Raw genomic sequence first — 22,466 nt, forward strand, 5'->3', positions numbered from 1 at the left:
TATTTCGGACCGCGCGCGTGGACGCGCGTTCCGAAAGAGATCCACTCAGTCCGGCCGTGGGCCGACGTAGCGGGCGCGGGGCCGGATGATGTGGTCGCTGGCGCGTTGCTCCAGCAGATGCGCGATCCAGCCGACAGAGCGGCCCAACAGGAATAGCGCGAGCGCTGCGCCCTTGGGCAGGGCGCAGGCCCGTTCAATCGCCACCAGCGCCACATCGATGGTCGGCGGCTCGCCCAGCACGCGCGCGCCGGCCTCGACCATGCGGCGCACCAAGCGCGTCTCGGGGCGATCGCCGACGCGGTGATAAAGACGGTCCAGCAGGAAGCGCGCCCGCACGTCGCCCGCTGGATAGAGGCGATGGCCGAAACCCGGCACCCGGGCCCCGCTCTGGATCCGCTCGACCAGGGCAGCTTCGATATCGGGTGCGTCGTGCAGGACGGTGAAGAGCTCGTTGACGCGCCGTGTCATGCCGCCGTGGTAGGGGCCCTGCAGGACGGCCAGGCCGGCGATGACGGCGCCCCACGGCGTGACCCCGGTCGACGTCGCGATGCGCACGGCGAACGTCGAGGCGTTGAGTTCATGGTCCGCGCTCAACACGAGGGCGGCGCGGGCAAGGTCGGCGCCGTGCTCATCGAGGCCCCAGGCTTCGGCCAGCTGCTGATGAACAGGCGCGGCCGTGGGCAGCCGGCCGCAAATGGCGCCGGCCAGCAGACGCACGACGCGGGCACCGGTGGTCGCCGTCGCCATCGGATCGCGGGCAAAGGCCCGCGTGTCACTGGCGGCGGCCACCGGCAGGACGGCCAGGCAGCGGTCGATGGGGGCAAAAGCGGCGGCGCCGGGCCAGGTCGTTCGCAGCGACGTGCCGACCACTGGCAGGCTTTCGGGCGCGGCGAACGGGTCGATGGCGACGTCCCACAGCAGTCGCCCGACCTGCTCCAGGCCGGCTCTCTCGGCCAGTCTGCAGGCATCCTTGCCGCGATAGAGCAGGCGGTCAGCCTCGATGAGGGTCAGGCTGGAATCGAGGACCGGCGTTCCGAAATGAAGCGCCTGGCCCGCCACGGCCTCGGCACCGCGGCCGCGCGCCTTGCGCTCCGCCAGCGTGCGGATGTCCTCGGCACGGTATCGTCGCTCGCGACCGGCGGCGGTGTCCTCGGATCGCACCATGCCGCGACTGACGTAGGCGTAGAGCGTCTGCCGGTTGACGCCGAGTGCCGCCGCAGCCTCAGCGGCTGTCAGTAAAGATTGATCCGTCATGTCAATATATTGATCAATATATTCAAAATTGACAATATAATTGACCAATATCAAGTCTGCCTTGTGCGGTTAGCTGCAAGGAGGGCGAGATGAAGGTCGGACACAATGATGGCCTCGACGGCGTGATGGCCGGCGAGACGGTGCTCAGCCACGTCGACGGGGAGGCGGGCACATTGATCGTGCGTGGCCACCCGATCGAGGACCTCGTCCGACATGGCGGCCTGGAAGATGTGGCGGCTTTGTTGTGGGACGGCTTCGCGGCGGGCGGCGGTGATGCGACGGCCGTGCGGCGGGACCTCGGCGCGGCACGGCAGGCGGCGTTCGCCCTCGTACCCGGGCTGCTGTCGGTTGCCGGCCGGCTCACGCCGATCGAGGCGTTGCGCGTCGGCCTGGCGATGCTGCCGGATCAGGATGAACTGCCGGCACACCTGCGGGTCTGCGGTGCCCTGCCGGTCTACCTTGCCGCCCTGCTGCGCCACGGCACGGGGGAGGCGCCCGTGGCGCCGGACCCGACGCTGGGCACCGCCGCTGATCTGCTGCACATGCTGCGCGATAGCGCGGCACCGGCAGCCCATGTGCGCGCGCTCGACATCTACCTCGCCACCGTGGCCGATCATGGCTTCAACGCCTCGACCTTCGCCGCGCGGGTGATCGCGTCGACCCAGGCCGGGCTGATCTCGGCGGTGATCGGTGGCCTGTGCGCCCTGAAAGGGCCGCTGCACGGTGGGGCACCGGGGCCCGTGCTCGACATGCTCGACGAGATCGGCACGTTCGACAATATCGGTCCGTGGCTGGAGAAGGCCGTTGTCGATGGCAGCCGCCTGATGGGGTTCGGCCACCGCATCTACAAGGTGCGCGATCCGCGGGCGGATGTGCTGAAACAGGTCGTGCGGGACCTGGGCCCAGCCCCGGGGCGCCTGGCTTTCGCCGCCGAGGTCGAACGCCAGGCCCTGGCCACGCTGCGGCGCCTGAAGCCTGGTCGGCGCCTGGATACCAACGTCGAATTCTACACCGCGCTGGCGCTGGAGGCGGTCGGCATCCCGCGAGGTGCCTTCACGCCGCTGTTCGCGGTCGGCCGGGCCATCGGCTGGTGCGCCCATATATTCGAGCAGGAGCGGGGCGGCCGCATCATCCGGCCGCTGTCGCGCTATGTCGGTCCGACGCCGCGGCAGGCGGCATGACGGAGATGTGACAAAGGGGCCGCGACGTTCCGACGCCGCGGCCCTTTTGGACTGCGGCGGTTTTTCCTGCTGCCATCGGCAAAAGTTTTCGGCTATGCAACGCCCGCCATGCACAGCGGGCGCGTCGCCATCATCGACATCGGATCGAACTCGATCCGTCTGGTCGTCTACGAGCGAGCCAACCGCTCGCCGCTACCCGTTTTCAATGAAAAGGTGCTGTGCGGGCTGGCCCGCGAGCTGGATGTGACCGGTCGCCTGCACTCCGCGGGCGTCGAACTGGCCCTGGCCAATATCGAGCGTTTTGCCGCACTGGCGCGCAATATGCAGGTGGCGCGCCTTGATCTGCTGGCCACCGCGGCCGTGCGCGACGCCAGTGACGGCGCCGACTTCGTGCGCCGCATCGGCGCGCTGACCGGCATCAGCACCCGCATCATCAGCGGCGACGAGGAAGCCCGGCTGTCCGGCCTCGGCGTCATGTGCGGCATTCCCGTAGTCGACGGCGTGATGGGCGACCTGGGCGGCGGCAGCCTCGAACTGGTCGGCCTGTCGGGCGACAGGCTGGGGCCGTCGACCACGTTGCCGATCGGCCCGCTGCGGCTGCTGACGGCTGGCCGCGATCCCAAGCGTGCCGTGGAGCAGGCGATTGCCGATGTCGGATGGCTCGATCAGTTCCGCGGCCGCACGTTCTATCCGGTGGGTGGGGCCTGGCGTGCCTTTGCGCGCCTGCATATGGAGAAGACCGACTACCCGCTCCACATCATCCACCAGTATGCGATTCCGGCCGAGGCCGTGCGCGAACTGGCCCACATCATCGCCAGCCAGAGTTCGAAGTCGCTGGAGAAGATGGCCGGTGTCTCCAAGCGCCGGCTGGAGAGCCTGCCGTTGGCGGCGCTCGCGCTGGAACGGGTGATCGGCGCACTGAAACCGCGGCAGATCGTGTTCTCCGCCTTCGGCCTGCGCGAGGGATTCTATTTTTCCCAGCTGCCCGAAGCCGAGAAGGCGCGCCATCCGCTGATCGCTTTTGCCGAGGATGAAGGCGCCCACTGGCGGCGGTTCACGCTGTCGCCGGTCGAGATCTTCGACTGGTTGACACCGATTTTTGCCGGTGAAAGCACCAGCGAACGCATCCTGCGTCTGGCCGCGGCGCACTTGAGCGACATCGGCTGGGACGATCATCCCGATTATCGGGCTGTCATGGCTTATGAGCGGGTGCTGCAGCTGCCGGCGCCGGGCATGGATCATCACGAACGCGCCACGTTGGCGCTGACCATGGCCTGGCGCTACGACAGCAACATCAAGGACAAGACCGTGGCGACCGCCCTCACGGTGACCACGATCGAGGAGCAACGCTTCGCGCGTCGCCTCGGCACCGCGTTGCGCCTAGCCTACAACCTTTCTGGCGGCGCGCCCGGGCTGTTGTCGCAGATCGCCCTGCGGCGCTCCGAGAAGGCGATCGAACTGGTGGTTCCCGTGGCGCTGCGCAATCAGCTCGGCGACGTCACCGGCCGCCGCATGGCCGCCGTCGCCGCGGCTTTCGATTTACGCCACGAAGTCGTGTTTGCGTAAGCGCTAGGCCACGACGTCGATCAGCTGGATCTTATCGCCTTTGAGGACGAGGGCCAGTTCGCCGGCGATCAGGCGCAAGGCGTCGTTGCCGAAAATCTCGGCACGCCAGCCGTGCAGGCAGTCCGGATCGCGTTTGCCGGCGGCCAGCCGGTCGAGGTCATCGGATGACGCGACCAGGCGTGTGGCGACACCCATGGCATCGCAGCGCAACCGCAGCAGCACTTTGAGCAGGTCGACGACGGCGCCCGGCACCTGAAGCGCTTCCGCCGGCCGCTCACGCGGCGGCAGTTCCGACTCGGGAATGGCCAGCGCGCGCTCGACGATTTCAAGCACGGCCTGGCCCTGCTTGCCTTCGACGAATCCCTTGCCCAGCCCGCGCGTATGCGCCAGCTCGGCAACCGACTTCGGCACGTGGGAAGCGATCTCCAGGATCTGCTCGTCGCGCAGGATGCGCTGGCGCGGCACGTCGACCCGCTGCGCCTCGCGCTCGCGCCAAGCAGCGAGCTCTCGCAGGACCGCCAGGGCCCGCGGCGTGGGGTTGCGCGGCTTGAGCCGCCGCCAGGCCTGCTCGGGCTGGACCTGGAACGTGGCGGGATCGCGCAGGATCGCCATTTCTTCGGCGATCCAGGCGCTGCGGTGCGTCTTCTCCAGGCGGTCGCGCAGCTTCTCGTAGACGACGCGCAGGTGCGTGACGTCGGCCAGCGCATAGTGGAGTTGCTTCTCGCTGAGCGGCCGGCGGCTCCAGTCGGTGAAGCGGCTGGATTTGTCGATGCGCGCCTTGGCCATACGCGCGGCCAGCGTATCGTAGGCGACCTGATCGCCGAAGCCGCAGACCATCGCCGCGACCTGGGTGTCGAAGATCGGGTTGGGCAACCGACCCGTCAGGTTGAAGAAGATCTCGAGGTCCTGCCGTGCGGCATGGAAAACCTTGAGCACGCTCGGGTTGTCGAGCACCGCGAACAGCGGGCCCAGCTCGATGCCCGGTGCCATGGAGTCGATGGCGGCTGCCTCATCGGGCCCGCCAAGTTGCACGAGACAGAGCTGCGGCCAGTAGGTCCGCTCGCGCATGAACTCGGTGTCGACGGTGACGTACTCGGCTTCGCCCAGGCGATCGCAGAACGCCGCCAGTGCGTCTGTGGTGGTGATCAACTGCATACTGGCCGCTGTATAGCCGGTTGTCGGGGGTCCGGGAAGGCTTCGCGCACCGATACGCAGACATCCCTGGGTTTCGCATTCTTCACCGGCTCGTGATCGTACGGTTGGCAGCCGTGTCGGCAGTGCCCATTTCTTGCCGCAGCGATGCGCGGATGCCTCGCTTTTCGGACAGAGACTGGAGCGATGCCGCGCGCATCCATCACCCGGATTTCGGAGGAAGCATGGCTGTTTCCATTTCACTCAATGGCAAGGACCTGTCGCTGGACGTGCCTGAGGACATGCCGCTCCTGTGGGCGATCCGCGACGTCGTCGGCCTGACCGGCACCAAGTTCGGCTGTGGCATGGCCCAGTGCGGCGCCTGTACGGTGCACGCCGATGGCCAGCCGATCCGCTCCTGTATCACGCCGGTGTCGGCGGTGTCGGGCCAGAAGATCACCACCATCGAAGGTCTGCAGAGCAAGGCCGCGCAGGCTGTGCAGGCCGCCTGGGTGCGGCTTGAAGTGCCGCAATGCGGCTATTGCCAGTCCGGCCAGATCATGTCGGCCACGGCGTTGCTGACGCAGAACGCCAAACCCACCGATGCTGATATCGATGCGGCGATGAACGGCAACATCTGTCGATGTGCGACCTACCAGCGGATTCGTGCCGCCATCCATACGGCAGCCAAGAGCCTGCAGGGCTGAGGGAGGATCACATGTTGGGTCGTATCGACACACAAGTCGCCGCCGGTCGGCGTGGCTTCCTCGCCGGCGCCGCGGTCGGCGGCGCAGCTCTGGTGGTCGGCTTTCACTGGCGCCCGGCCAAAGCACAGATGCTGACGGCGGATGGCGCGCTGGCGCCGAATGCGTTCGTGCGTATCGGCAAGGACAACTCGGTGACGGTGTTTGCCAAGCACCTGGAGATGGGGCAGGGCTCCCACACCGGTCTGGCGACCGTCCTGGCCGAAGAACTCGATGCCGACTGGGCCAATGTGAAGGTCGTGGCGGCGCCGGCCGATGGCAAGGTCTACGGCAATATTGATTGGGGCGGCACGGTGCAGGGTACCGGTGGCAGTTCGTCGATCCATAATTCCTGGATGCAGCTGCGCAAGGCCGGTGCTGCGGCGCGCGCGATGCTGGTCGCGGCGGCGGCCAAGAGCTGGAACGTGCCGGTGGGTCAGATCAAGGTCGAGCGCGGCGTCGTGAGCCTGCGATCGGGCAAGCGCGCGACCTTCGGCGAACTGGTCGAACTGGCGGCCAAGGAGACGCCACCGGCAGATCCGCCGTTGAAGGATCCCAAGATCTTCCGGCTGATCGGCAAGGAGACGCCGCGGCTGGACGTGCAGGCGAAAAGCACGGGCACGGCAGTGTTCGCGATCGACCAGCGCATCCCCGACGCACTGGTGGCCGTCGTGCAGCGGGCGCCGCTGTTCGGCGCCACGCTGGCTTCTTTCGACGCCACCCGGGCCAAGCAGGTGCCGGGCGTCGTCGACGTGGTGCAGATTCCGGCCGGCGTGGCGGTGGTGGCGGCCAACACATGGGCCGCGATCAAGGGACGCGAGGCGCTGGCCGTGACATGGGATGACAGCGCCGCCGAAAAGCGCGACAGCGCCGCGATCATGGCGTCCTACAAGGAACTCGCGGCCAAACCCGGCACGGTCGCCAAGACGGCTGGGGACGCCGAAGCTGCGATCAAACGGGCGGTCAAAACCGTCGAGGCCGACTTCGAGTTTCCCTACCTGGCACACACGCCCATGGAACCGTTGACCTGCGTCGTGCGCCTGTCAGCCGATTCCTGCGAAATCTGGGCTGGCGATCAGTTCCAGACGATTGATCAGATCAACGCCGCCAAGGCGGCGGGGCTGTCGCCCGATCGCGTGGTGATCAACACGCTGTTTGCCGGCGGCAGCTTCGGCCGCCGCGCCAATGCCGTTTCCGATTACATCGTCGAGGGCGTGACCATCGCCAAGGCGACCGGCAAGCCCATCCGCCTGGTGTGGACCCGCGAGGACGACATCCGGGGCGGCCGCTATCGGCCGATGTACTTCCACCGCCTACGGGCTGGCCTCGACGCGCAGGGCAACATTGTCGGCTGGCAGCACCGCATCGTCGGCCAGTCGATCGTCGCCGGCACGCCGTTCGAGGGCGGCCTGGTGAAGAACGGCGTCGATGCCACCTCGGTCGAGGGTGCTTCGACCTTGCCCTACGCCATTCCCAACCTTCACGTCGATCTGCACACCACGCAGGTGGGCGTGCCGGTGTTGTGGTGGCGCTCGGTCGGCAGCACGCACACGGCCTACTCGACCGAGGTGTTCATGGACGAACTGGCGCGTGCGGCCAACAAGGATCCGGTCGTGCTGCGCCGGTCCCTGCTGGCCAAGCATCCGCGTCACCTCGCCGTGCTGAACCTCGCGGCCGAGAAGGCCGGCTGGGGCAAGCCGCTGGCCAAAGGCAAGGGCAGGGGTATCGCCGTGCACGAGTCGTTCAACTCCTATGTGGCGCAGGTCGCCGAGGTGACGGTCGACGACAAGGGCAAGGTGACGGTCGATCGCGTCGTGTGCGCCGTCGATTGCGGTATTGCCGTCAATCCCGACGTGGTGCGGGCCCAGATGGAAGGCGGCATCGGCTTCGGCCTGTCGTCGATCTTCGCCGAGGCCATCACCTTGAAGGGCGGTGCGGTCGAGCAGTCGAACTTCCACGACTACACACCGCTGCGCATCGAGCAGATGCCACGAGTCGAGGTGCACATCCTGCCCTCGGCCCAGACGCCGACCGGCGTCGGCGAGCCCGGCGTGCCGCCGATCGGGCCGGCGGTGGCGAATGCCATCTTCGCCGCCACCGGCAAGCGCATCCGCGCCCTGCCGCTGGCCAGCCAGGGCGTCCAGGTGTCGTAAGGCCAGTACCTTCCCCCGCTTCGCGGGGGAAGGTGGCGCGCAGCGCCGGATGGGGGCGTCAGTGCGGGCGTGGTGCGTAAGGGCCACCCCCATCCGCCCTTCGGGCACCTTCGCCTGCCATCCGGCGAACGTATGCGCTGCGGTTGACTTCAGCCGCGAATCTGTGCCTTTTCCCGGCTTCCGATTTCCGGTCCGGGGGTGAGGACAGCGCGTTTTGCGCCGGCGCATCGTCCGGGATCACGAGGACGATGTTCATGCACGCCTATCGCACCCATACCTGCGGGCAGCTCCGCGCCGAGCATGTCGGCCAGACCGTGCGGGTCTCCGGCTGGGTGCAGCGCAAACGCGACCATGGCGGCCTGCTGTTCATCGACCTGCGCGACCATTACGGCGTCACCCAGGTCGTGTTCGACGTCTCGGCCGCTGCGTTCGCCCAGGCCGAGGCCGTGCGCAGCGAGAGCGTGATCACCATCACCGGCAAGGTGGTGAAGCGTGAGCCCTCGACCATCAACGCCAAGCTGCCGACCGGCGAGATCGAGATCCATGCCGCTGACGTCGTCGTGCAGTCGATGGCCGATCCGCTGCCGATCCCGGTCTATGTCGAGAACGACACCACGCCCGAGGAGCTGCGGCTGAAGTACCGCTTCCTCGACCTGCGCAAGGACAAGCTGCATCGCAACATCATGCTGCGCAGCCAGGTGATCGCGAGCCTGCGGCGGCGCATGATCGAGCAGGGCTTCACCGAGTTCCAGACCCCGATCCTGACCGCCGACAGCCCCGAGGGTGCACGCTCGTACCTGGTGCCCAGCCGCCTGCATCCCGGCAAGTTCTACGCCCTGCCGCAGGCGCCGCAGATGTTCAAGCAGCTGCTGATGGTGTCGGGTTTCGACCGCTACTTCCAGATCGCGCCCTGCTTCCGCGACGAGGATGCGCGGGCCGACCGCGCGCCGGGTGAGTTCTACCAGCTTGATTTCGAGATGAGCTACGTCACCCAGGACGACGTGTTCGCCGCCATCGAGCCTGTTCTGCACGGCGTGTTCGAGGAGTTCGCCGGCTTTGGCAAGGACAAGCCCTGGCAGGTGTCGGCATCGCCGTTCCCGCGCATTCCCTACGAAGAGGCGCTGCTGAAATACGGCACCGACAAGCCCGACCTGCGCAACCCGCTGCTGGTCAGCGACATCAGCGAGGTGTTCGCCGGCTCGACCTTCAAGGTGTTTGCCTCGATCGTGGCCACGGGCGGCGTCGTGCGCGCCATCCGGGCGCCCAATGCCGCGGCGCAGCCGCGCAGCTTCTTCGACAAGCTGAATGCGTGGGCCCAGGGTGAAGGCAAGCCGGGCCTGGGCTACATCGTGCTCGAGGCCGGCAGCGGCAAGGGACCGATCGCGAAGTTCGTCGACGCGCCACGTCTGGAAAAGCTGAAGGCCCTGACGGGGGCGCAGGACGGCGATGCCGTGTTCTTCGTTGCCGACAAGAAGGAAGCGGCCTGGAAGTTCGCCGGCCAGGTACGGACCCGGGTCGGCCAGGAAATGGACCTGATCGAGAAGGGCGCCTTCAGGTTCTGCTGGATCGTCGACTTCCCGATGTTCGAGCTCGACGAGAAGAACGGCAACAAGATCGACTTCAGCCACAACCCGTTCTCCATGCCGCAAGGCGGGTTGGACGCGCTGGAGAAAGAGGATCCGCTGACCATCAAGGCCTGGCAGTACGATATCGTCTGCAACGGCATCGAATTGTGCTCGGGGGCGATCCGGAACCACAAGCCGGAGATCATGTACAAGGCCTTCGGCATTGCCGGCTACAGCCGGGAGGATGTCGAGCAGCGCTTCGGCGGCATGCTCAACGCCTTCCGTTATGGCGCGCCGCCGCACGGCGGTGCGGCGCCCGGTGTCGATCGAATCGTCATGCTGCTGGCCGACGAGCCCAATATCCGCGAGGTCATCACCTTCCCGATGAACCAGCAGGCGATGGACCTGATGATGGACGCGCCCGCCGAGGTGCCGCCCGAGCGGCTGCGCGACGCGCACGTGCGTGTCCAGCTGCCGCCGAAGAAGGCGGAATAGGGAGGCGATATCACATTGCCTCACGTAAGCAGCATCATCAGGGGGTGGTAAAATCATTTCTTATCATAAGGATATTGTGATATTCTAATCTAAAGTATGAGTTTATGAGGGTGGCGTGCGGCTGCTTGGGATCCTGGTTGTGGCGTCGATGCCGCTGTGGCTGGGTGGGTGTGCCATCCCGATCGCCGTGTCCGCCGCTTCCTATGCGCTCGACGGCGCCCTGCTGGTGACCACGGAGAAGGCCGGCACGGATCACCTGCTGTCGATCAGCGCCGGCAAGGACTGCGCCATGTGGCGAGTGGTCAAGGGCCGCGAGATGTGCGCCGACTACAAGCCCGGCGAAGGCAACCCCTACGACGTCGACTACGACGCGCCCTTCCGCGAAGTCGGCGAAGGCGGCATGGTTACTGTCTATACCGCGCCGCGCCAGGGCGGCCGGATGTTGACGGGTACCGACGCGAAGGATGCGCTGCAGGCGTGGGCACCCGCTGCGAACATGGAAGCGCCTGCCGCAGCGGCGCCACCGCCGGTGTTGGCGCCGACGCCTGCGGCTGTCGCTCCCAAGCCGGCCTCCACACGCACGCGCGCCACTCGCCCGGCCGGCAAGGTCAGGGTTGTCTCCAAGAGCCGGCCGGCGGCCAGCGTGAAGCGTCGTTAGTGCATCCGCTCGCGATGGCGGGGAGCGCGGGCGTCTCGCCGGCCTTGTGAGCCGCCTACTACCGACTATCGCTAGAGTGTGCCTCGGGATGACAGCTGTATCAGGGACACGTGATTCCGGGAACTACGCCACCGTCACGACATGGGGCGGGGTCTCCCCGCGCAGCAGCAGTGCCTCCAGATTGTCGAGCGCCCGGAAGCCCATGGCGTTGCGGGTTTCCAAGGTCGCCGAGCCCATGTGCGGTAACAGGAAAGCGGTGGGCAGGTCGTGGTAGCCCGGGTTCAGCCTGGGTTCGCCGTCGAACACGTCGAGGCCGACGGATGCCAGTTTGCCGCTGCGCACGGCGGCGATCAGCGCTGCGTCATCGACCACGGGACCGCGTGCGGTGTTCACGACAATGGCACCATCGGGCAGGCGGGCGATGCGGGCGGCGTTGAGCCAGTGGCGGGTGTCTGCCGTCAGCGGACAATTGAGTGACAGGAAGTCGCAGTGCCCCAGCATCGCCTCGGGGTCGGCGTGGAAGATCGCGCCGTTTTCCTGATCAGGGGGAAGGCGGCGGCGATTGCTGTAGTGAATGGTCATGCGAAACGCCCGGGCCCGATCGGCAACCGCTTGACCGATACGGCCCATGCCGACAATGCCCAGGCGCTTGCCGGTAACATGCGTGCCCATGAGCTGAGTTGGAGCCCAGCCCTCCCAGCGCCGCCCGCGCAGCATGTCGATGCCTTCCTGTGCCCGGCGCGCGGCACCCAGCAGGCACAGCAGCGTGATGTCGGCCGTGGCGTCGGTCAGCACGTCGGGCGTGTTGGTTACGACGATGCCGCGCTTGGCGGCGGCGGCAACGTCGATGTGCTCATAGCCGACAGAAAAAGTTGCGATGATGCGCAGCGTATCGGGGAACCGGGCGATCGCCGCTGCGTTAAGCGCATCGCCGGCGGCACACATCAGTCCCGTGCAACCATCGGCAGCCTGGACCAGCTGATCGGCGTCGTAGACCACATCGCGTGGGTTGAGCACGGCATCGAAGTTGGCCTGCAGACGGGCTTCGACGGCAGGTGGGAAAAGTCGCGTGGCCAGGACCCGTGGTTTGTGGTCGGACATGGCGCTCCTGTGGGTTTTGCGATGCGTTACGACTCGACTTTTGATCGCTAACGTCTACCTTAGCAAGGAAGGCGCCCACCTCAACATGCGGCGTAAGGATTGTCGATTTTCGCTACAATTTGTCGTCCCCTTCGCGATTTGGCTGCCGCGGGGGCGTTGCTGGTCGCGTTCGCGGATGCAACAGCGGCGGCCGACCTGGTACCGCACCGGGCCACCTATGAGATGCGCCTCAACCCCGGCCGACGGGCCGTGGGGGTGATCGATGTCCGCGGCCTGATGGTGATGGAGTCGGTCGACGCCTGCGATGCCTGGGAAACCAAGCAGCGCATCCGACTGACATTCCTGCGGCCTGATACCGAAGAATTCGTTACCGATTCAGCCTTCACCAGTTTTGAGGCGAAGGACGGCTCCAGCATGCAGTTCAGCGTGCGCAACACACAGAACGGCGAGGTGGAGGAGGAACTGCGGGGTGTGGCCGAGGTCGTTCAGGGTGGTCCCGGACGGGCCAGTTTCACGTTGCCCGAGCCGCGCAGCTTCGACTTGCCGGCCGGCACCACGTTTCCCATGGCGCATCTGTCGCGCCTCATCGAGCATGCCAAGGTCGGCGAGAAGGTTGTCGCCTACAACGTCTTCGACGGCGCCCGGCTTGATGGCGCCTTCAAGGTCAACGCTGTGATCGGCAGGGCGCCCAGGCCGGTGGCGGGAGCGGCACCCAAGGGCGATGTCGTGCTGCTGCGCAATCAGCCGGCGTGGACTGTCCGGCTGGCCTTCTTTCCCGCAGACGACCAGGCGGGTCAGCCTGAGTACGAGGTGTCCATGGACCTGCTGGCGAACGGCATTGCCCGCTCGATGGTGCTGGACTATGGCGACTTCGCCCTCGACGCGAAGCTGCAGCGCATCGAGGCGCTACCGAGGCCGAAATGCTGATCCATTCTTGCTTGCGAGTAGCCGCCGCCGCGGCGTGGTTGACGAGTGCCGGTGTCACGGTATCGGCGTCGGCGCAGGAGATGACGCCGCACCTGGCAGTCTACGAGATCGTCACCGGCCGGGCGTCCGCCGGAGCGTCGCCACCCGAGGTGCGTGGCACCTACGCGTTTCGCCTCCAAGGTGAATGTGGCGGTGGTCTGAAGTTCGAACAGCGGCTGCGGTTCGAGGCCCGCTCGCCGTCCGGTTCGGCGGAGATCGACCAGACCTCGACCGGCTCGGAATCGGCCGATGGCAAGCGCTACCGGTTTTCTCACAAGAGTTCGCTGGACGGCAAAAGCGAGCCCGAAGTTCGCGGTGAGGTGATACCGGGCGACGAGGGCCATGGGCAGGCGCGCTTCAGCCAGCCGACCGGGCGGGTTGTCCCGATTCCGGCCGGCACGTTGTTCCCGATCTCCATCATGCGCCGCACGGTCAAGGCGGCGCGCGACGGCGAGACCGGCTTCGAGGCTCGTTTCTTCATCGGCGACAAGCCGGAGGCGCCGCAATCGGTTTCCGTGCTGCTGGGCAAGCCGCCGCGGCGCGTGGCCGACCTGCCGCTGCCGCAAGGTGATCGCAGCCTGGTCGAGGGGCGCGACCGCTTCTATTTCCATGCCGCTTTCTACGATGAGGAAGCCACGTCGACTGGCGAACCGCGGCACGAGTTGAGCAGCGTGACCCTCGACAACGGCATCGAAATCTGGGGCACTCACGAACAGGGCGAACTGCGCCTGGAATACCGCCTGATTCGCATCGAAGCGCTGCCCAAGCCGGAGTGCTGAACGCCTCCGGAGAAGCGGCCGGGCGCCGGGCCTACGCAGGGTCCGGGGATTTCGGCCAGAGCCATGCAGCGCCGCGCACACCGCTGCTGTCGCCATGACGCGGCGGCACGAGCCGGGTGCGGATATGGGCCGGTTCGCTGAAAATGAAGTTGTGCCACAAGGCCGGTATGCGCCGGTAAAGCGCGGCGATGCCCGACACGCCGCCGCCGAGGACGATGACGTCAGGGTCGAGCACATTGATTACCGTTCCCAGGCTGCGCGCCAGGCGGTGACAATAGCGTTCGATCAGTGCTGTAGCCGTCAGGTCGCCCGCGTCGGCCGCGGCTGCGATGCCAGGGGCATCGAGGTGATGGCCCGTCAGGGCCGCGTGTTGGCCGGCAAGGCTGGGGCCTGACAACCACGTCTCGATGCAGCCATGGCGGCCGCAGTAACAAAGCGGGCCGGGACGTTCATCGTCGAAGGGCACGGGCAGCGGATTATGTCCCCATTCCCCGGCGATGGCCTGGGCGCCCGCAATAGGCCGGCCACCGATCACCACGCCGGCGCCCACGCCCGTACCCAGGATGACACCGAACACGATACCGGCACCCGCCGCGGCACCATCGGTCGCCTCCGACACCGCAAAGCAGTTGGCATCGTTGGCAACGCGGATCTGGCGCCCCAGCATGCGCTCCAGGTCATGATCCAGGGGATGGCCGATCAGGCGGGTCGAATTGGCGTTCTTGATCAGGCCGGTCGCGGGTGAGATCGCGCCGGGCGTGCCGACCCCGACGGAGCAGGGTGCTCCGACCTGCCGTTCCAGCCCGGTGACCAGATCGCGGATTGCCACAAGGATGTCGTCGTAGGTGCCCGGCGGCGTGGCGATACGTCGGCGTGCCATTTCGCTGCCGTCGTCGCTGAGCACAATGCCTTCTATCTTGGTGCCGCCAAGGTCGATGCCGATCCGCATGTTCCGGATCAGGCCCTTGTTGCCGTCAATCCGCAACCCCGGGACGAAAAAAGGACAGGCGCGCCTTGAGCGCGCCTGTCCCCGATCAGACGATGATGCTGGCTAGCCGTTAGTACCACCACGGCCGGTCGTGCCGGTGGCCGCGGCGGTCACGCCAGTCGACGCGCCCATCGTGGTTGCGATCGCGCCACCGCCGGTCACGCCAGTCGACACGACCGTCGTGATTGCGGTCCCGGTACCGGCCGCGATCGCGCCAGTCGACGCGCCCATCGTGGTTGCGGTCCCGCCAGCCACGGTGCTGGCCCTGATCCCAGCCCCGGTGGCGCTTGTCGCCCCATCCGTCGTGGCTGTGATGTCGATCGCGCCAGCCGTCACGGCCGTGCTTTCCGTCGCGGGCCATGGCCGGGCTGGCGATGCCGATGCTGATACCGACCACAGCGGCGATTACAGCGGCAATGAATTTGCGGGTCATTGGGTCTCCTCGCTCAGCGGACCGGGTGGGTTAGGAACTCACCAAATGTTTCCGCCAGCCCTGAACGTGGCGGTCGATCTGGTCAGCGCGGGGTCACGATTAAGGAAAGAGCGAGGCAAGCCGTGGCAAAGTGGTGACTGTTCCACTGCAAAACGTTGCAAAGCCGCTTCTAGCAGCAAGGGCCCGATCGGCTGATCGGGCCCTTGCCACGAATGATCGACGCTTATCGCCCGGTGCTGTCCGGCGTGAAGAAGGCGATGGTGCGGGCTTCGATGCTTTCGCGAGGCGGCGCGTCGGCGGGTATCGTGGGGTCGTCGAATGCCGTATGGGCGGTCAGCCGTGCCCGTCCGTCGGTCGCCGAGTCGAAGCACTTCAGGAACAACGCCTCGCTCCGTCGCATCTTGGGGAAGTAGAACCAGCGATGCCGTGGACTATAGGCGAAGGCGTAGGTCTCGCCGGTACGATCGCGATACCGCAGCTCGCTCGGGATCATGTCGTCTGGGGCCACGCTCTGGGCGTCGCACACCGCCAATGGCGAGGATAGGACCGGTTCGCGGATGGGGCGCCATACGTTGATGAAGGCGTAGCGGTGGCGCAGCAAGGCCTCGGCCTCGTCGCCGAGCAGATCGCGGATGCGTTGCGGGGCCGACGTCTCCGTGTAGTCGTTGTGGACGCGCTTGACCGGCTCGCGGATCCCGTCGGGCCGCGCGGCAGCACCCAGCCGGACGTTGTGGTCGAACACCAGCACGCGCGCTGCGCCGGTGGCATCCCTCACCAGTTGCGCGATCTCGGGGTAGTAGGCGGCGCGGATGGCATCGTCGTCGGTAAAATCCGTGACGGCGCTGGGATGGGTTCGCAGTTCGAAACCGTGCCGATCGAGCGACAAGGTATCGACCAGGGCTCGTCCGTCACGGACGGTGACAGTCTCGGCGACATACTGCCCGCTGCGCAGCGGGACGCCGGACGGCGGCTCGTACTGATAGCTGTACGGGTGCTCGCCGGTTCGCACGAGATAGTTCAGCGGCGCGTTGATTTGCCGGATCTGGGATGTGGCCGTGCTGTCCATGGCATTCTCCGTTGCCGACGGATGGGGCACACAGCGACAGCATGTCGAGCGCGTGTGCATCGTGGCTGAACGGAAAATGGTTGCGATGGGACGCCGGGTCAAAAAACCATTTCTTGTGGCGCCATGTTCAAAACTTGTGCTGCAAATGCCGCGTCGCGCGCGGCACGAGCGTTAGAACGCGATGACGTAGAGCGCGGCGAACACCATCACGACAACCAGGATCGCACCGGCCACGATGTGGAACATCAATCCGGTGGGCTTTCGGCTGTCGTGCGATGACCGCGGTTCGCGATCATGGGTGATCTTGTGCAAGGACACAGCAATGCCATTCACGCGAGACGTCAGGGCATTGGTTCTACACCGCAACCGCGCATGCACCCACGCGGCGGAACGTCGCTCGGTATGACGCAATGAATAGCCGGTCGTGTTGGCAAACAAAAAAGGCCGCCCGAGCGGGCGGCCTTTTGATGGCTGCAGCCTGGCGGCTACTTGATCTTCGATTCCTTGAACAGCACGTGCTTGCGCGCCCGCGGATCGTACTTCTTCAGCTCGAGCTTCTCCGTCTTGGTGCGCGGATTTTTCTTCGCGACGTAGAAAAAGCCGGTGTCGGCGGTGGACACCATCTTCACGAGGATCGAGGTTGGCTTGGCCATGTTGGTCCGTTCCTGGCCCCGGCCGGGGCGAAATCCGTCAAAGTTGGGCGAAAATAGTCAGGCGTGACCGGTTGTCAAGCGCCGTGGCGGGGTGCTAGCGCAGCCAATTGCCACGGGCGCCCGCGGAAGCCCAGCAAACGCCAGCCAAACGGGCCCACGGTTCATCGCGGTGGCTGATCACACTGTCGAGGCCGGTACGTTACTCTGCGGGCGTCGGATGTCCGCCGGCGCGCGTGTCGGCCGAGTGGCTGAAGCGGCGCTTGGCCCAGCCCGCGATCCGGTCGATGTAGATCAGTGACACCGGCACCACGATCAGGGTCAGCAGGGTCGAACTGATCAGGCCGCCGATCACCGCATGGGCCATCGGCGCGCGTTGCGAGCCGCCCTCGCCCAGGCCGAGCGCCAGCGGGATCATGCCGAAGATCATCGCCAGCGTGGTCATCAGGATCGGCCGCAACCGGATCGTGCCGGCCTCCAGCAGGGCGTCACGGAGCGTCGCTCCGTGAGCCCGGGCCTGGTTGGCGAAGTCCACCAGCAGGATGGCATTCTTGGTGACCAGGCCCATCAACATGATGAAGCCGATGGCGCTGAAGAGGTTCAGCGTCGTGCCGGCAATGAGCAGCCCCAGGAATACGCCGATCAGGGACAGCGGCAGCGACAGCATGATGGCCATCGGCTGCAGGAAACTGCCGAACTGGGACGCCAGGATCAGGTAGATCAGGATCACGGCCATCAGCAGCGCCTGGCCGGCATAGGCGGCGCTTTCCTGCATGTCACGGGTCGAGCCGGAGAACACGAAGCGGTAGCCCGGCGGCAGCTCTATTTTGGCGATCGCCAACTGCAGGTCGCGGCTGACCTCGCCGCCGGCGCGGCCGGCGACGTTCGCCGTGATCTGCACTTCGCGCTGCAGGTCGCGGCGGTTGATCTGTGAGGCGCCCACCGACGTGGTGATCGATGCGATCTGGCTCAGCTGCACCATGCGGGGCGAGCCATTGGCGTCCGGGCTGGTCGCGAGCCAGATGCGCTCGAGGTCCTCGCGGCTGGCCCGATCGGCCAGCGGCAGGCGCACCATGACGGTGTAGTTCTCGCCGTCGGGTGCCTTCCACAGGCTGGTTTCATCACCGGCAAACAGCGGGCGCACGGTTTCCGCCACCAGCGCCGAGTTGACGCCGAGATCGGATGCCACGTCGCGCCTCACCTTGACGCTGACGATCGGCCGCGCGGCCTTCAGGTTGCGGTCGATGTCGACCGTGCCCGGGATCGTGGCCACGATGTCCATGACCTGGCGCGACAACCGGTCCAGCGTGACCATGTCGGGGCCCTGCAGCGACAGCTGGATCAGTTTCTGCGCGCCGCCCGGTCCGCTGGCGGCAGTCACCGAGTAGACGATGCCGGGGATCGCGGCGAGCCGGTCGCGGATCGGCTGCGCCAATTGTGCCGGCGAGCGTTTGCGCTGCGTCAGGTCCTTGTAGCGTACGTAAAGGTTGGCCTGGTTCTTGCCGACCACGTAGCCGGTGTTTACCGAGCCGTAGGTGTAGGCAATCTCGGGAAAGCTGCGCACGGCCGCCTCGACCTGGCGCAGCTTGGCGGCCGTGTATTCCAGCGATGAGCCGGTCGGCGTCTCGACCGAGATGATCTGTTCGCCCAGATCCGCCTCCGGTACGAACTCCACCCCGATGAAGGGGATCAGGCCGAAGCTGCCGACAAAGGCGGCCAACGCCACCGCCAGGGTTGTCTTGCGCCAGTTCAGCGCCCAGCCCAGCAGCCGACGGTAACCGGCGGCGAGCCAACGCTGGACCGCTTCCAGCGCCCGCGCAAAGCGGCCGTTGGCGCCGTGCGCCTGCGGATCGTACCAGACGCTCGACAGCATGGGGTCGAGGGTGAAGGAGACGAACAGCGAGATCAGCACCGCGGCCGACACCATGACGCCGAACTGGAAGAAGAACCGGCCGATGATGCCGCCCATGAAGGCGACGGGCAGGAACACGGCAACAATGGTGAAGGTGGTGGCCAGCACCGCCAGCCCGATCTCGTTGGTGCCGTCCAATGCCGCCTGGCGATGCGATTTGCCCATCGCCAGGTGGCGGGTGATGTTCTCGCGCACCACAATGGCGTCGTCGATCAGGATGCCGATGACCAGGCTGAGCGCCATCAAGGTCATGATGTTCAGCGTGAAGCCGAACAGCGCCAGCACGATGAAAGCACCCAGCACCGACACCGGCAGCGCCAAACCGGTGATGATGGTGCTGCGCCACGAATGCAGGAACAGGAAGACGATGGCGACCGTCAGCAGGCCACCCTCGATCAGGGTGCGCTGCACGTTGTCGACCGAATTGCGGATGCCGCGCGAGGTGTCGACCACGATATCCAGGCGCACGTCGGACGGCAGGCCGTTCTTCATCAATTCGGCCACGGTGCGCCGTATGCCATCGGCGATCTCGATGGTGTTGGTGCCCTGCGACTTGACCACGTCGATGGCGATTGCCGGCTCACCGTTCAGCAGCGCGGCGCTCTCACGCTCCTGTTCGCCGTCCACGATCTCGGCGACCTGGCCGAGATAGACCGGCGCGTTGCCGCGGCGCGCCACGATCAGATCGGCAAAGCGCTTGGGATCGACGATCCGGCCATCGATCTCGATCACCTTGTCGTCGTTGTGCCGCGTGACGTTGCCGGCCGGGAAGTTCTGGTTCTCGGTGCGAATCGCGTTCAGCACCTCGTTGAGGCCGATGCGCAGCGCCTGCAGCCGTTCGGGGTTGAGGTGGATGTTGACCTGGCGCTTTACGCCGCCGACGATGGTGACCTTGCCGACGCCGCGCACGGTTTCCAGCCGCTTCAGCACGATGCGGTCGGCGATCGTCGTCAGGTCGCGCTTGGAGCGTACATCGGAGCGGATGGCGACCGAGACGATGGGGATGTCATCGGGGTTGAAGCGCAGGACCAGCGGTTCCTTGACCTCGTCGCGGAACGTGGCGCGTACCTGTTGCACTTTCTCGCGGACGTCCTGCAGCGCCAGCGCCGAGGGTACGGACAGCTCGAACTCGGCGATAACCACCGACTGGCCTTCGTAGGAGCGCGACGTGAGGTTCTTGACCCCGGCGATCGAGTTGACCTGCTCCTCGATCTTGCGCGAGATCTCGGTCTCCACGGTTTCCGGCGAGGCGCCGGGATACATCGTGCTGACCACCACCACCGGAAAGTCGACGTTGGGATACTGCTCAATCCCGAGCTGGCGGTAGGAAAACGTGCCCAGCACGATGAACGCCACCATCATCATGGTGGCGAACACCGGATTGTCGACCGCGATGCGTGTCAGGTTCATAGGTTTGTCCTCCCCACGAAGTGGGGAGGTGCCCCGCAGGGGCGGAGGGGATCCCCCGTGGCCTTGGTAACAAAGACCACGTCGGCTCCCCATCCGGCCTTCGGCCACCTTCCCCGCGCAGCGGGGAAGGGAAGCGAGTCCCTCATCACGGCGACACCGTCTTCACAGCCTGCCCAGGTTTAAGGCCGGGCAGGGGGGCGACAATGATGCGCTCGTCGGCACCGATGCCGCTGATCTCGATGAAGTCGCCGCGAGCCCAGCGACGGCCTTGTGTGATCGGCACGCGTACCAGGCGCCCATCGCGGATTGCCAGCACATGGTCGCCCTCGTCGTCGCGGCGAATGCCGCCGGCCGGGATCGCAATCACGCCGCGCGCTTCGGCCACAGTGACTTCGCCGGTACCGAACAGCCCGCCGCGCAGCGCGTCATCGTGATCGCCGATCTCGACGAAGACCGGCACGGAGCGCGAGCCCGGCTGCGTGGTCGGGCTGATGCGTGTGACCTTGGCCGCAAACAGGCGTTCACCGAATCCCTCGACCACGACGAGGGCCGGCTGGCCGACGCGCAAGGGCACGACGTCCGCCGCCGGGACCTGGGCGGCGACCTCGACACGACGGGTATCGAGCAAGCTCAACAGTTTGCCGTCGACCGCGATCGACTCGCCTTGGTTGGCAAAGCGCTCGCCGATGATGCCGGCGAACGGGGCCACCACGACGGCATTGCTCAGGTTTTCGTTCGCCACGGCGACTTGCGCTTCGGCCACCGCCACCATCGATTTCTTGGCCTCGGCGACGGAACGCGCCTGCTCGAATGCCGCGCGGGACCCGGCGCGTTGTTCGTAGAGCAACGCCTTGTCGGAGTGATCCTTTTCCGCCCATCGCGATTCGGCGCGGGCCGCCTCCAGGTTGGACATCTTTTCATTGAGGCGTGCCTGCAACTCGGTGATCTCGAAGCGGGCCAGAACCTGGCCTTGCGCAACCCGGTCACCCTCACGCACCAGCACCTCGGCCAGGCGCGCCGCGACCCGGGACTTCACGACCGTCTGGTCGACCGGCTGCGTCGAGCCCGTGAAACGCACTTTCTCCTTGAGCGTGCGCGGGGCGATCGTGTGGACCTCGATGTCGAGCAGTTCGAGCGGCCGTTCGGCCGGCGTCGGTGCGTTCGGTGTAAGGGCTGCCGGCTGACGCTGGGCGCCGACCAGGAGACCGACGCCGCCAACGGCGATGACCAGGGCGACGCCGGCAATCAGCAGACGACGAAACCTCATGGTCTTAGACCTTTAAGAAAGATGTCGATGTACGTCTCGAAGAATGGGTCGGCTGCCGGTGCTGGCTCCGTGTGCGCTGCCAGCGACCATTTCCAGATCGAATACATGCCCAGCGGCATGCGCAGTATCACGGCGGCGCTGTCGATGTCATCCAGCGGCCGGATCTCCCGGCGGGCGATACCGCGCTTCAGAACGTCGATGAACACCTGGAGGCCGTGGCGATCGACCTCTTCGATGAAGTAGCGGGCGACATCGGGGAAATTCCCCGCTTCGGCCACGATCAGCTTGACGACTCCGCCGGCCGGGGTGTCCGTGAAGGCCCGGGTGCGGGCGACGATCTCGCGCAGCAGAGCCTCGGTGGTGCCCTCGAAGGTCGCGACCAGATCTTCGCCGGAATGGAACGGCCCCAGGATGGCCTCGCCGATGACGGCCTTGAACAGCTCTTCCTTGCTGCGGAAGTAGAGATAGGGCAGCCCCTTGCTGACCCCGGCGGCGCGCGCGACATCATCGAGCTTCGTGGCCGCAAAGCCGCGTTCGACGAAAAGACGCAGGGCCGCGTGCACGATGTCGCGCTCGCGGTCCTCGGGGCGCCGACTGCGGCCAGCCAGCCCCGCCCCAGCCTCGGCTGGGATAATGACTGACTGGTCAGTACTCATGGACGCTCATATAATACGCGCGTTACTAGAGCGCAAGCGTTGCCCGAACGTTACGCGAGCCAGACTTCAGGGAAGGATTCCTACGGCTTCAGCAGGCGTGGCTTACGCTCGAAGACCTTCAGTGCATCGGCCAGGGTTTCGCCCTGTGCCAGCCGGCGCGGGCCGGTAAACACCTGGTAGCGATCGTGCCGCGGCTGCCCGGCGACCTTGGCGATGGCGAACAGCGGCTGTTCGCAGCTGTGGCGAAAGATCGAGAAAAGGGCCATGCCGGGCCGGAAGTCGATGGCGTAGTCGCGCCATTCGCCTGACGCGACGCGGCGGCTGTAGAGATTGAGAAGGTCCATCAACTCGCGGCGGTCGAAGGTGACCACCTTCCGGCGCGCCCGCGCCTCGGTCAACTGATACACCGTCATCGAGCCGTCGCCGATTACCGTAACTGACACCAATTTTGTTGAAATTGTTGCAGAATCCACAGGGGCGGTAAAGCCGTCC

General features: G+C 66.3%; 20 protein-coding genes. 8 read left to right on the plus strand and 12 right to left on the minus strand.

What is annotated here, in order from left to right; all coding sequences use genetic code 11:
* Nucleotides 1-45: 45 nt before the first annotated feature.
* Nucleotides 46-1,254: a citrate synthase gene (locus FQU96_RS27690; protein WP_146544605.1), complete on the minus strand. Its 1,209-nt coding sequence runs from the start codon at nucleotides 1,252-1,254 to the stop codon at nucleotides 46-48.
* 89 nt (nucleotides 1,255-1,343) lie between these two features.
* Between FQU96_RS27690 and FQU96_RS27695 the strand changes: the two genes are divergently transcribed.
* Both FQU96_RS27695 and FQU96_RS27700 read left to right on the plus strand, forming a co-directional pair.
* Complete coding sequence (locus tag FQU96_RS27695) at nucleotides 1,344-2,435, plus strand: citrate synthase/methylcitrate synthase (protein ID WP_146544606.1); 1,092 nt, start codon at nucleotides 1,344-1,346, stop codon at nucleotides 2,433-2,435.
* 108 nt (nucleotides 2,436-2,543) lie between these two features.
* Nucleotides 2,544-4,001: a Ppx/GppA family phosphatase gene (locus FQU96_RS27700; protein ID WP_146544607.1), complete on the plus strand. Its 1,458-nt coding sequence runs from the start codon at nucleotides 2,544-2,546 to the stop codon at nucleotides 3,999-4,001.
* A 3-nt stretch (nucleotides 4,002-4,004) separates the two neighbouring features.
* Here the strand turns inward: FQU96_RS27700 and rnd are convergent, their stop codons facing one another.
* On the minus strand, nucleotides 4,005-5,156 hold the full coding sequence (gene rnd, locus FQU96_RS27705) for a ribonuclease D (protein ID WP_146544608.1): 1,152 nt from the start codon (nucleotides 5,154-5,156) through the stop codon (nucleotides 4,005-4,007).
* Between the two features lie 221 nt (nucleotides 5,157-5,377).
* On the opposite strand from rnd, the gene FQU96_RS27710 reads away from it, so the two are divergent.
* The 4 genes from FQU96_RS27710 to FQU96_RS27725 all read left to right on the plus strand — a co-directional run bounded on the left by FQU96_RS27710 (nucleotide 5,378) and on the right by FQU96_RS27725 (nucleotide 10,746).
* Nucleotides 5,378-5,839 carry a (2Fe-2S)-binding protein gene (locus FQU96_RS27710; RefSeq protein ID WP_146544609.1) on the plus strand — a complete coding sequence of 154 codons (462 nt, stop codon included), beginning with the start codon at nucleotides 5,378-5,380 and terminating at the stop codon, nucleotides 5,837-5,839.
* An 11-nt stretch (nucleotides 5,840-5,850) separates the two neighbouring features.
* Complete coding sequence (locus FQU96_RS27715; RefSeq protein ID WP_146544610.1) at nucleotides 5,851-8,028, plus strand: xanthine dehydrogenase family protein molybdopterin-binding subunit; 2,178 nt, start codon at nucleotides 5,851-5,853, stop codon at nucleotides 8,026-8,028.
* A 254-nt stretch (nucleotides 8,029-8,282) separates the two neighbouring features.
* Nucleotides 8,283-10,088, plus strand: coding sequence for an aspartate--tRNA ligase (gene aspS / locus FQU96_RS27720; protein WP_146544611.1), 1,806 nt, complete (start codon nucleotides 8,283-8,285; stop codon nucleotides 10,086-10,088).
* 115 nt (nucleotides 10,089-10,203) lie between these two features.
* Complete coding sequence (locus tag FQU96_RS27725) at nucleotides 10,204-10,746, plus strand: hypothetical protein (RefSeq protein WP_146544612.1); 543 nt, start codon at nucleotides 10,204-10,206, stop codon at nucleotides 10,744-10,746.
* Nucleotides 10,747-10,869: 123 nt separating this feature from the next.
* Here FQU96_RS27725 and FQU96_RS27730 read toward each other — a convergent pair whose 3' ends face one another.
* A complete protein-coding gene (locus FQU96_RS27730; RefSeq protein WP_146544613.1) occupies nucleotides 10,870-11,847 on the minus strand; it encodes a D-glycerate dehydrogenase in 978 nt (325 codons plus the stop codon).
* Between the two features lie 156 nt (nucleotides 11,848-12,003).
* On the opposite strand from FQU96_RS27730, the gene FQU96_RS27735 reads away from it, so the two are divergent.
* Both FQU96_RS27735 and FQU96_RS27740 read left to right on the plus strand, forming a co-directional pair.
* Nucleotides 12,004-12,774 (plus strand): cell envelope integrity EipB family protein, encoded by a 771-nt coding sequence (locus FQU96_RS27735; RefSeq protein WP_146544614.1) that lies wholly within the window; start codon nucleotides 12,004-12,006, stop codon nucleotides 12,772-12,774.
* Complete coding sequence (locus FQU96_RS27740; RefSeq protein WP_146544615.1) at nucleotides 12,768-13,592, plus strand: EipB family protein; 825 nt, start codon at nucleotides 12,768-12,770, stop codon at nucleotides 13,590-13,592. Before FQU96_RS27735 ends, FQU96_RS27740 begins: the two co-directional genes overlap by 7 nt.
* Nucleotides 13,593-13,623: 31 nt before the next feature.
* On the opposite strand, the gene FQU96_RS27745 is transcribed toward FQU96_RS27740, so the two are convergent.
* From FQU96_RS27745 to FQU96_RS27780, 9 genes are all read right to left on the minus strand, one after another.
* On the minus strand, nucleotides 13,624-14,541 hold the full coding sequence (locus tag FQU96_RS27745) for an ROK family protein (protein ID WP_146544616.1): 918 nt from the start codon (nucleotides 14,539-14,541) through the stop codon (nucleotides 13,624-13,626).
* Between the two features lie 109 nt (nucleotides 14,542-14,650).
* Entirely contained in the window at nucleotides 14,651-15,013 is a 363-nt protein-coding gene (locus tag FQU96_RS27750) for a hypothetical protein (RefSeq protein ID WP_146544617.1), read from the minus strand.
* 223 nt (nucleotides 15,014-15,236) lie between these two features.
* The gene (locus FQU96_RS27755) at nucleotides 15,237-16,079 is read right to left on the minus strand and encodes a CmcJ/NvfI family oxidoreductase (RefSeq protein ID WP_146544618.1); all 843 of its coding nucleotides are present in this window, start codon (nucleotides 16,077-16,079) and stop codon (nucleotides 15,237-15,239) included.
* Nucleotides 16,080-16,250: 171 nt separating this feature from the next.
* Nucleotides 16,251-16,412 (minus strand): hypothetical protein, encoded by a 162-nt coding sequence (locus tag FQU96_RS42285; RefSeq protein ID WP_178130739.1) that lies wholly within the window; start codon nucleotides 16,410-16,412, stop codon nucleotides 16,251-16,253.
* A 152-nt stretch (nucleotides 16,413-16,564) separates the two neighbouring features.
* Nucleotides 16,565-16,732, minus strand: coding sequence for a 50S ribosomal protein L33 (gene rpmG, locus FQU96_RS27760; protein WP_146544619.1), 168 nt, complete (start codon nucleotides 16,730-16,732; stop codon nucleotides 16,565-16,567).
* A gap of 199 nt (nucleotides 16,733-16,931) precedes the next feature.
* On the minus strand, nucleotides 16,932-20,051 hold the full coding sequence (locus FQU96_RS27765; protein WP_146544620.1) for an efflux RND transporter permease subunit: 3,120 nt from the start codon (nucleotides 20,049-20,051) through the stop codon (nucleotides 16,932-16,934).
* Nucleotides 20,052-20,196: 145 nt separating this feature from the next.
* Nucleotides 20,197-21,318: an efflux RND transporter periplasmic adaptor subunit gene (locus tag FQU96_RS27770; protein WP_146544621.1), complete on the minus strand. Its 1,122-nt coding sequence runs from the start codon at nucleotides 21,316-21,318 to the stop codon at nucleotides 20,197-20,199.
* On the minus strand, nucleotides 21,315-21,974 hold the full coding sequence (locus FQU96_RS27775) for a TetR/AcrR family transcriptional regulator (protein ID WP_146544622.1): 660 nt from the start codon (nucleotides 21,972-21,974) through the stop codon (nucleotides 21,315-21,317). Before FQU96_RS27775 ends, FQU96_RS27770 begins: the two co-directional genes overlap by 4 nt.
* An 80-nt stretch (nucleotides 21,975-22,054) precedes the next feature.
* Nucleotides 22,055-22,387 (minus strand): DUF2794 domain-containing protein, encoded by a 333-nt coding sequence (locus tag FQU96_RS27780; RefSeq protein WP_146544623.1) that lies wholly within the window; start codon nucleotides 22,385-22,387, stop codon nucleotides 22,055-22,057.
* Between the last annotated feature and the right edge of the window lie 79 nt (nucleotides 22,388-22,466).

It is taken from the genome of Reyranella sp. CPCC 100927, assembly GCF_007859315.1.
Classification (GTDB): domain Bacteria; phylum Pseudomonadota; class Alphaproteobacteria; order Reyranellales; family Reyranellaceae; genus Vineibacter.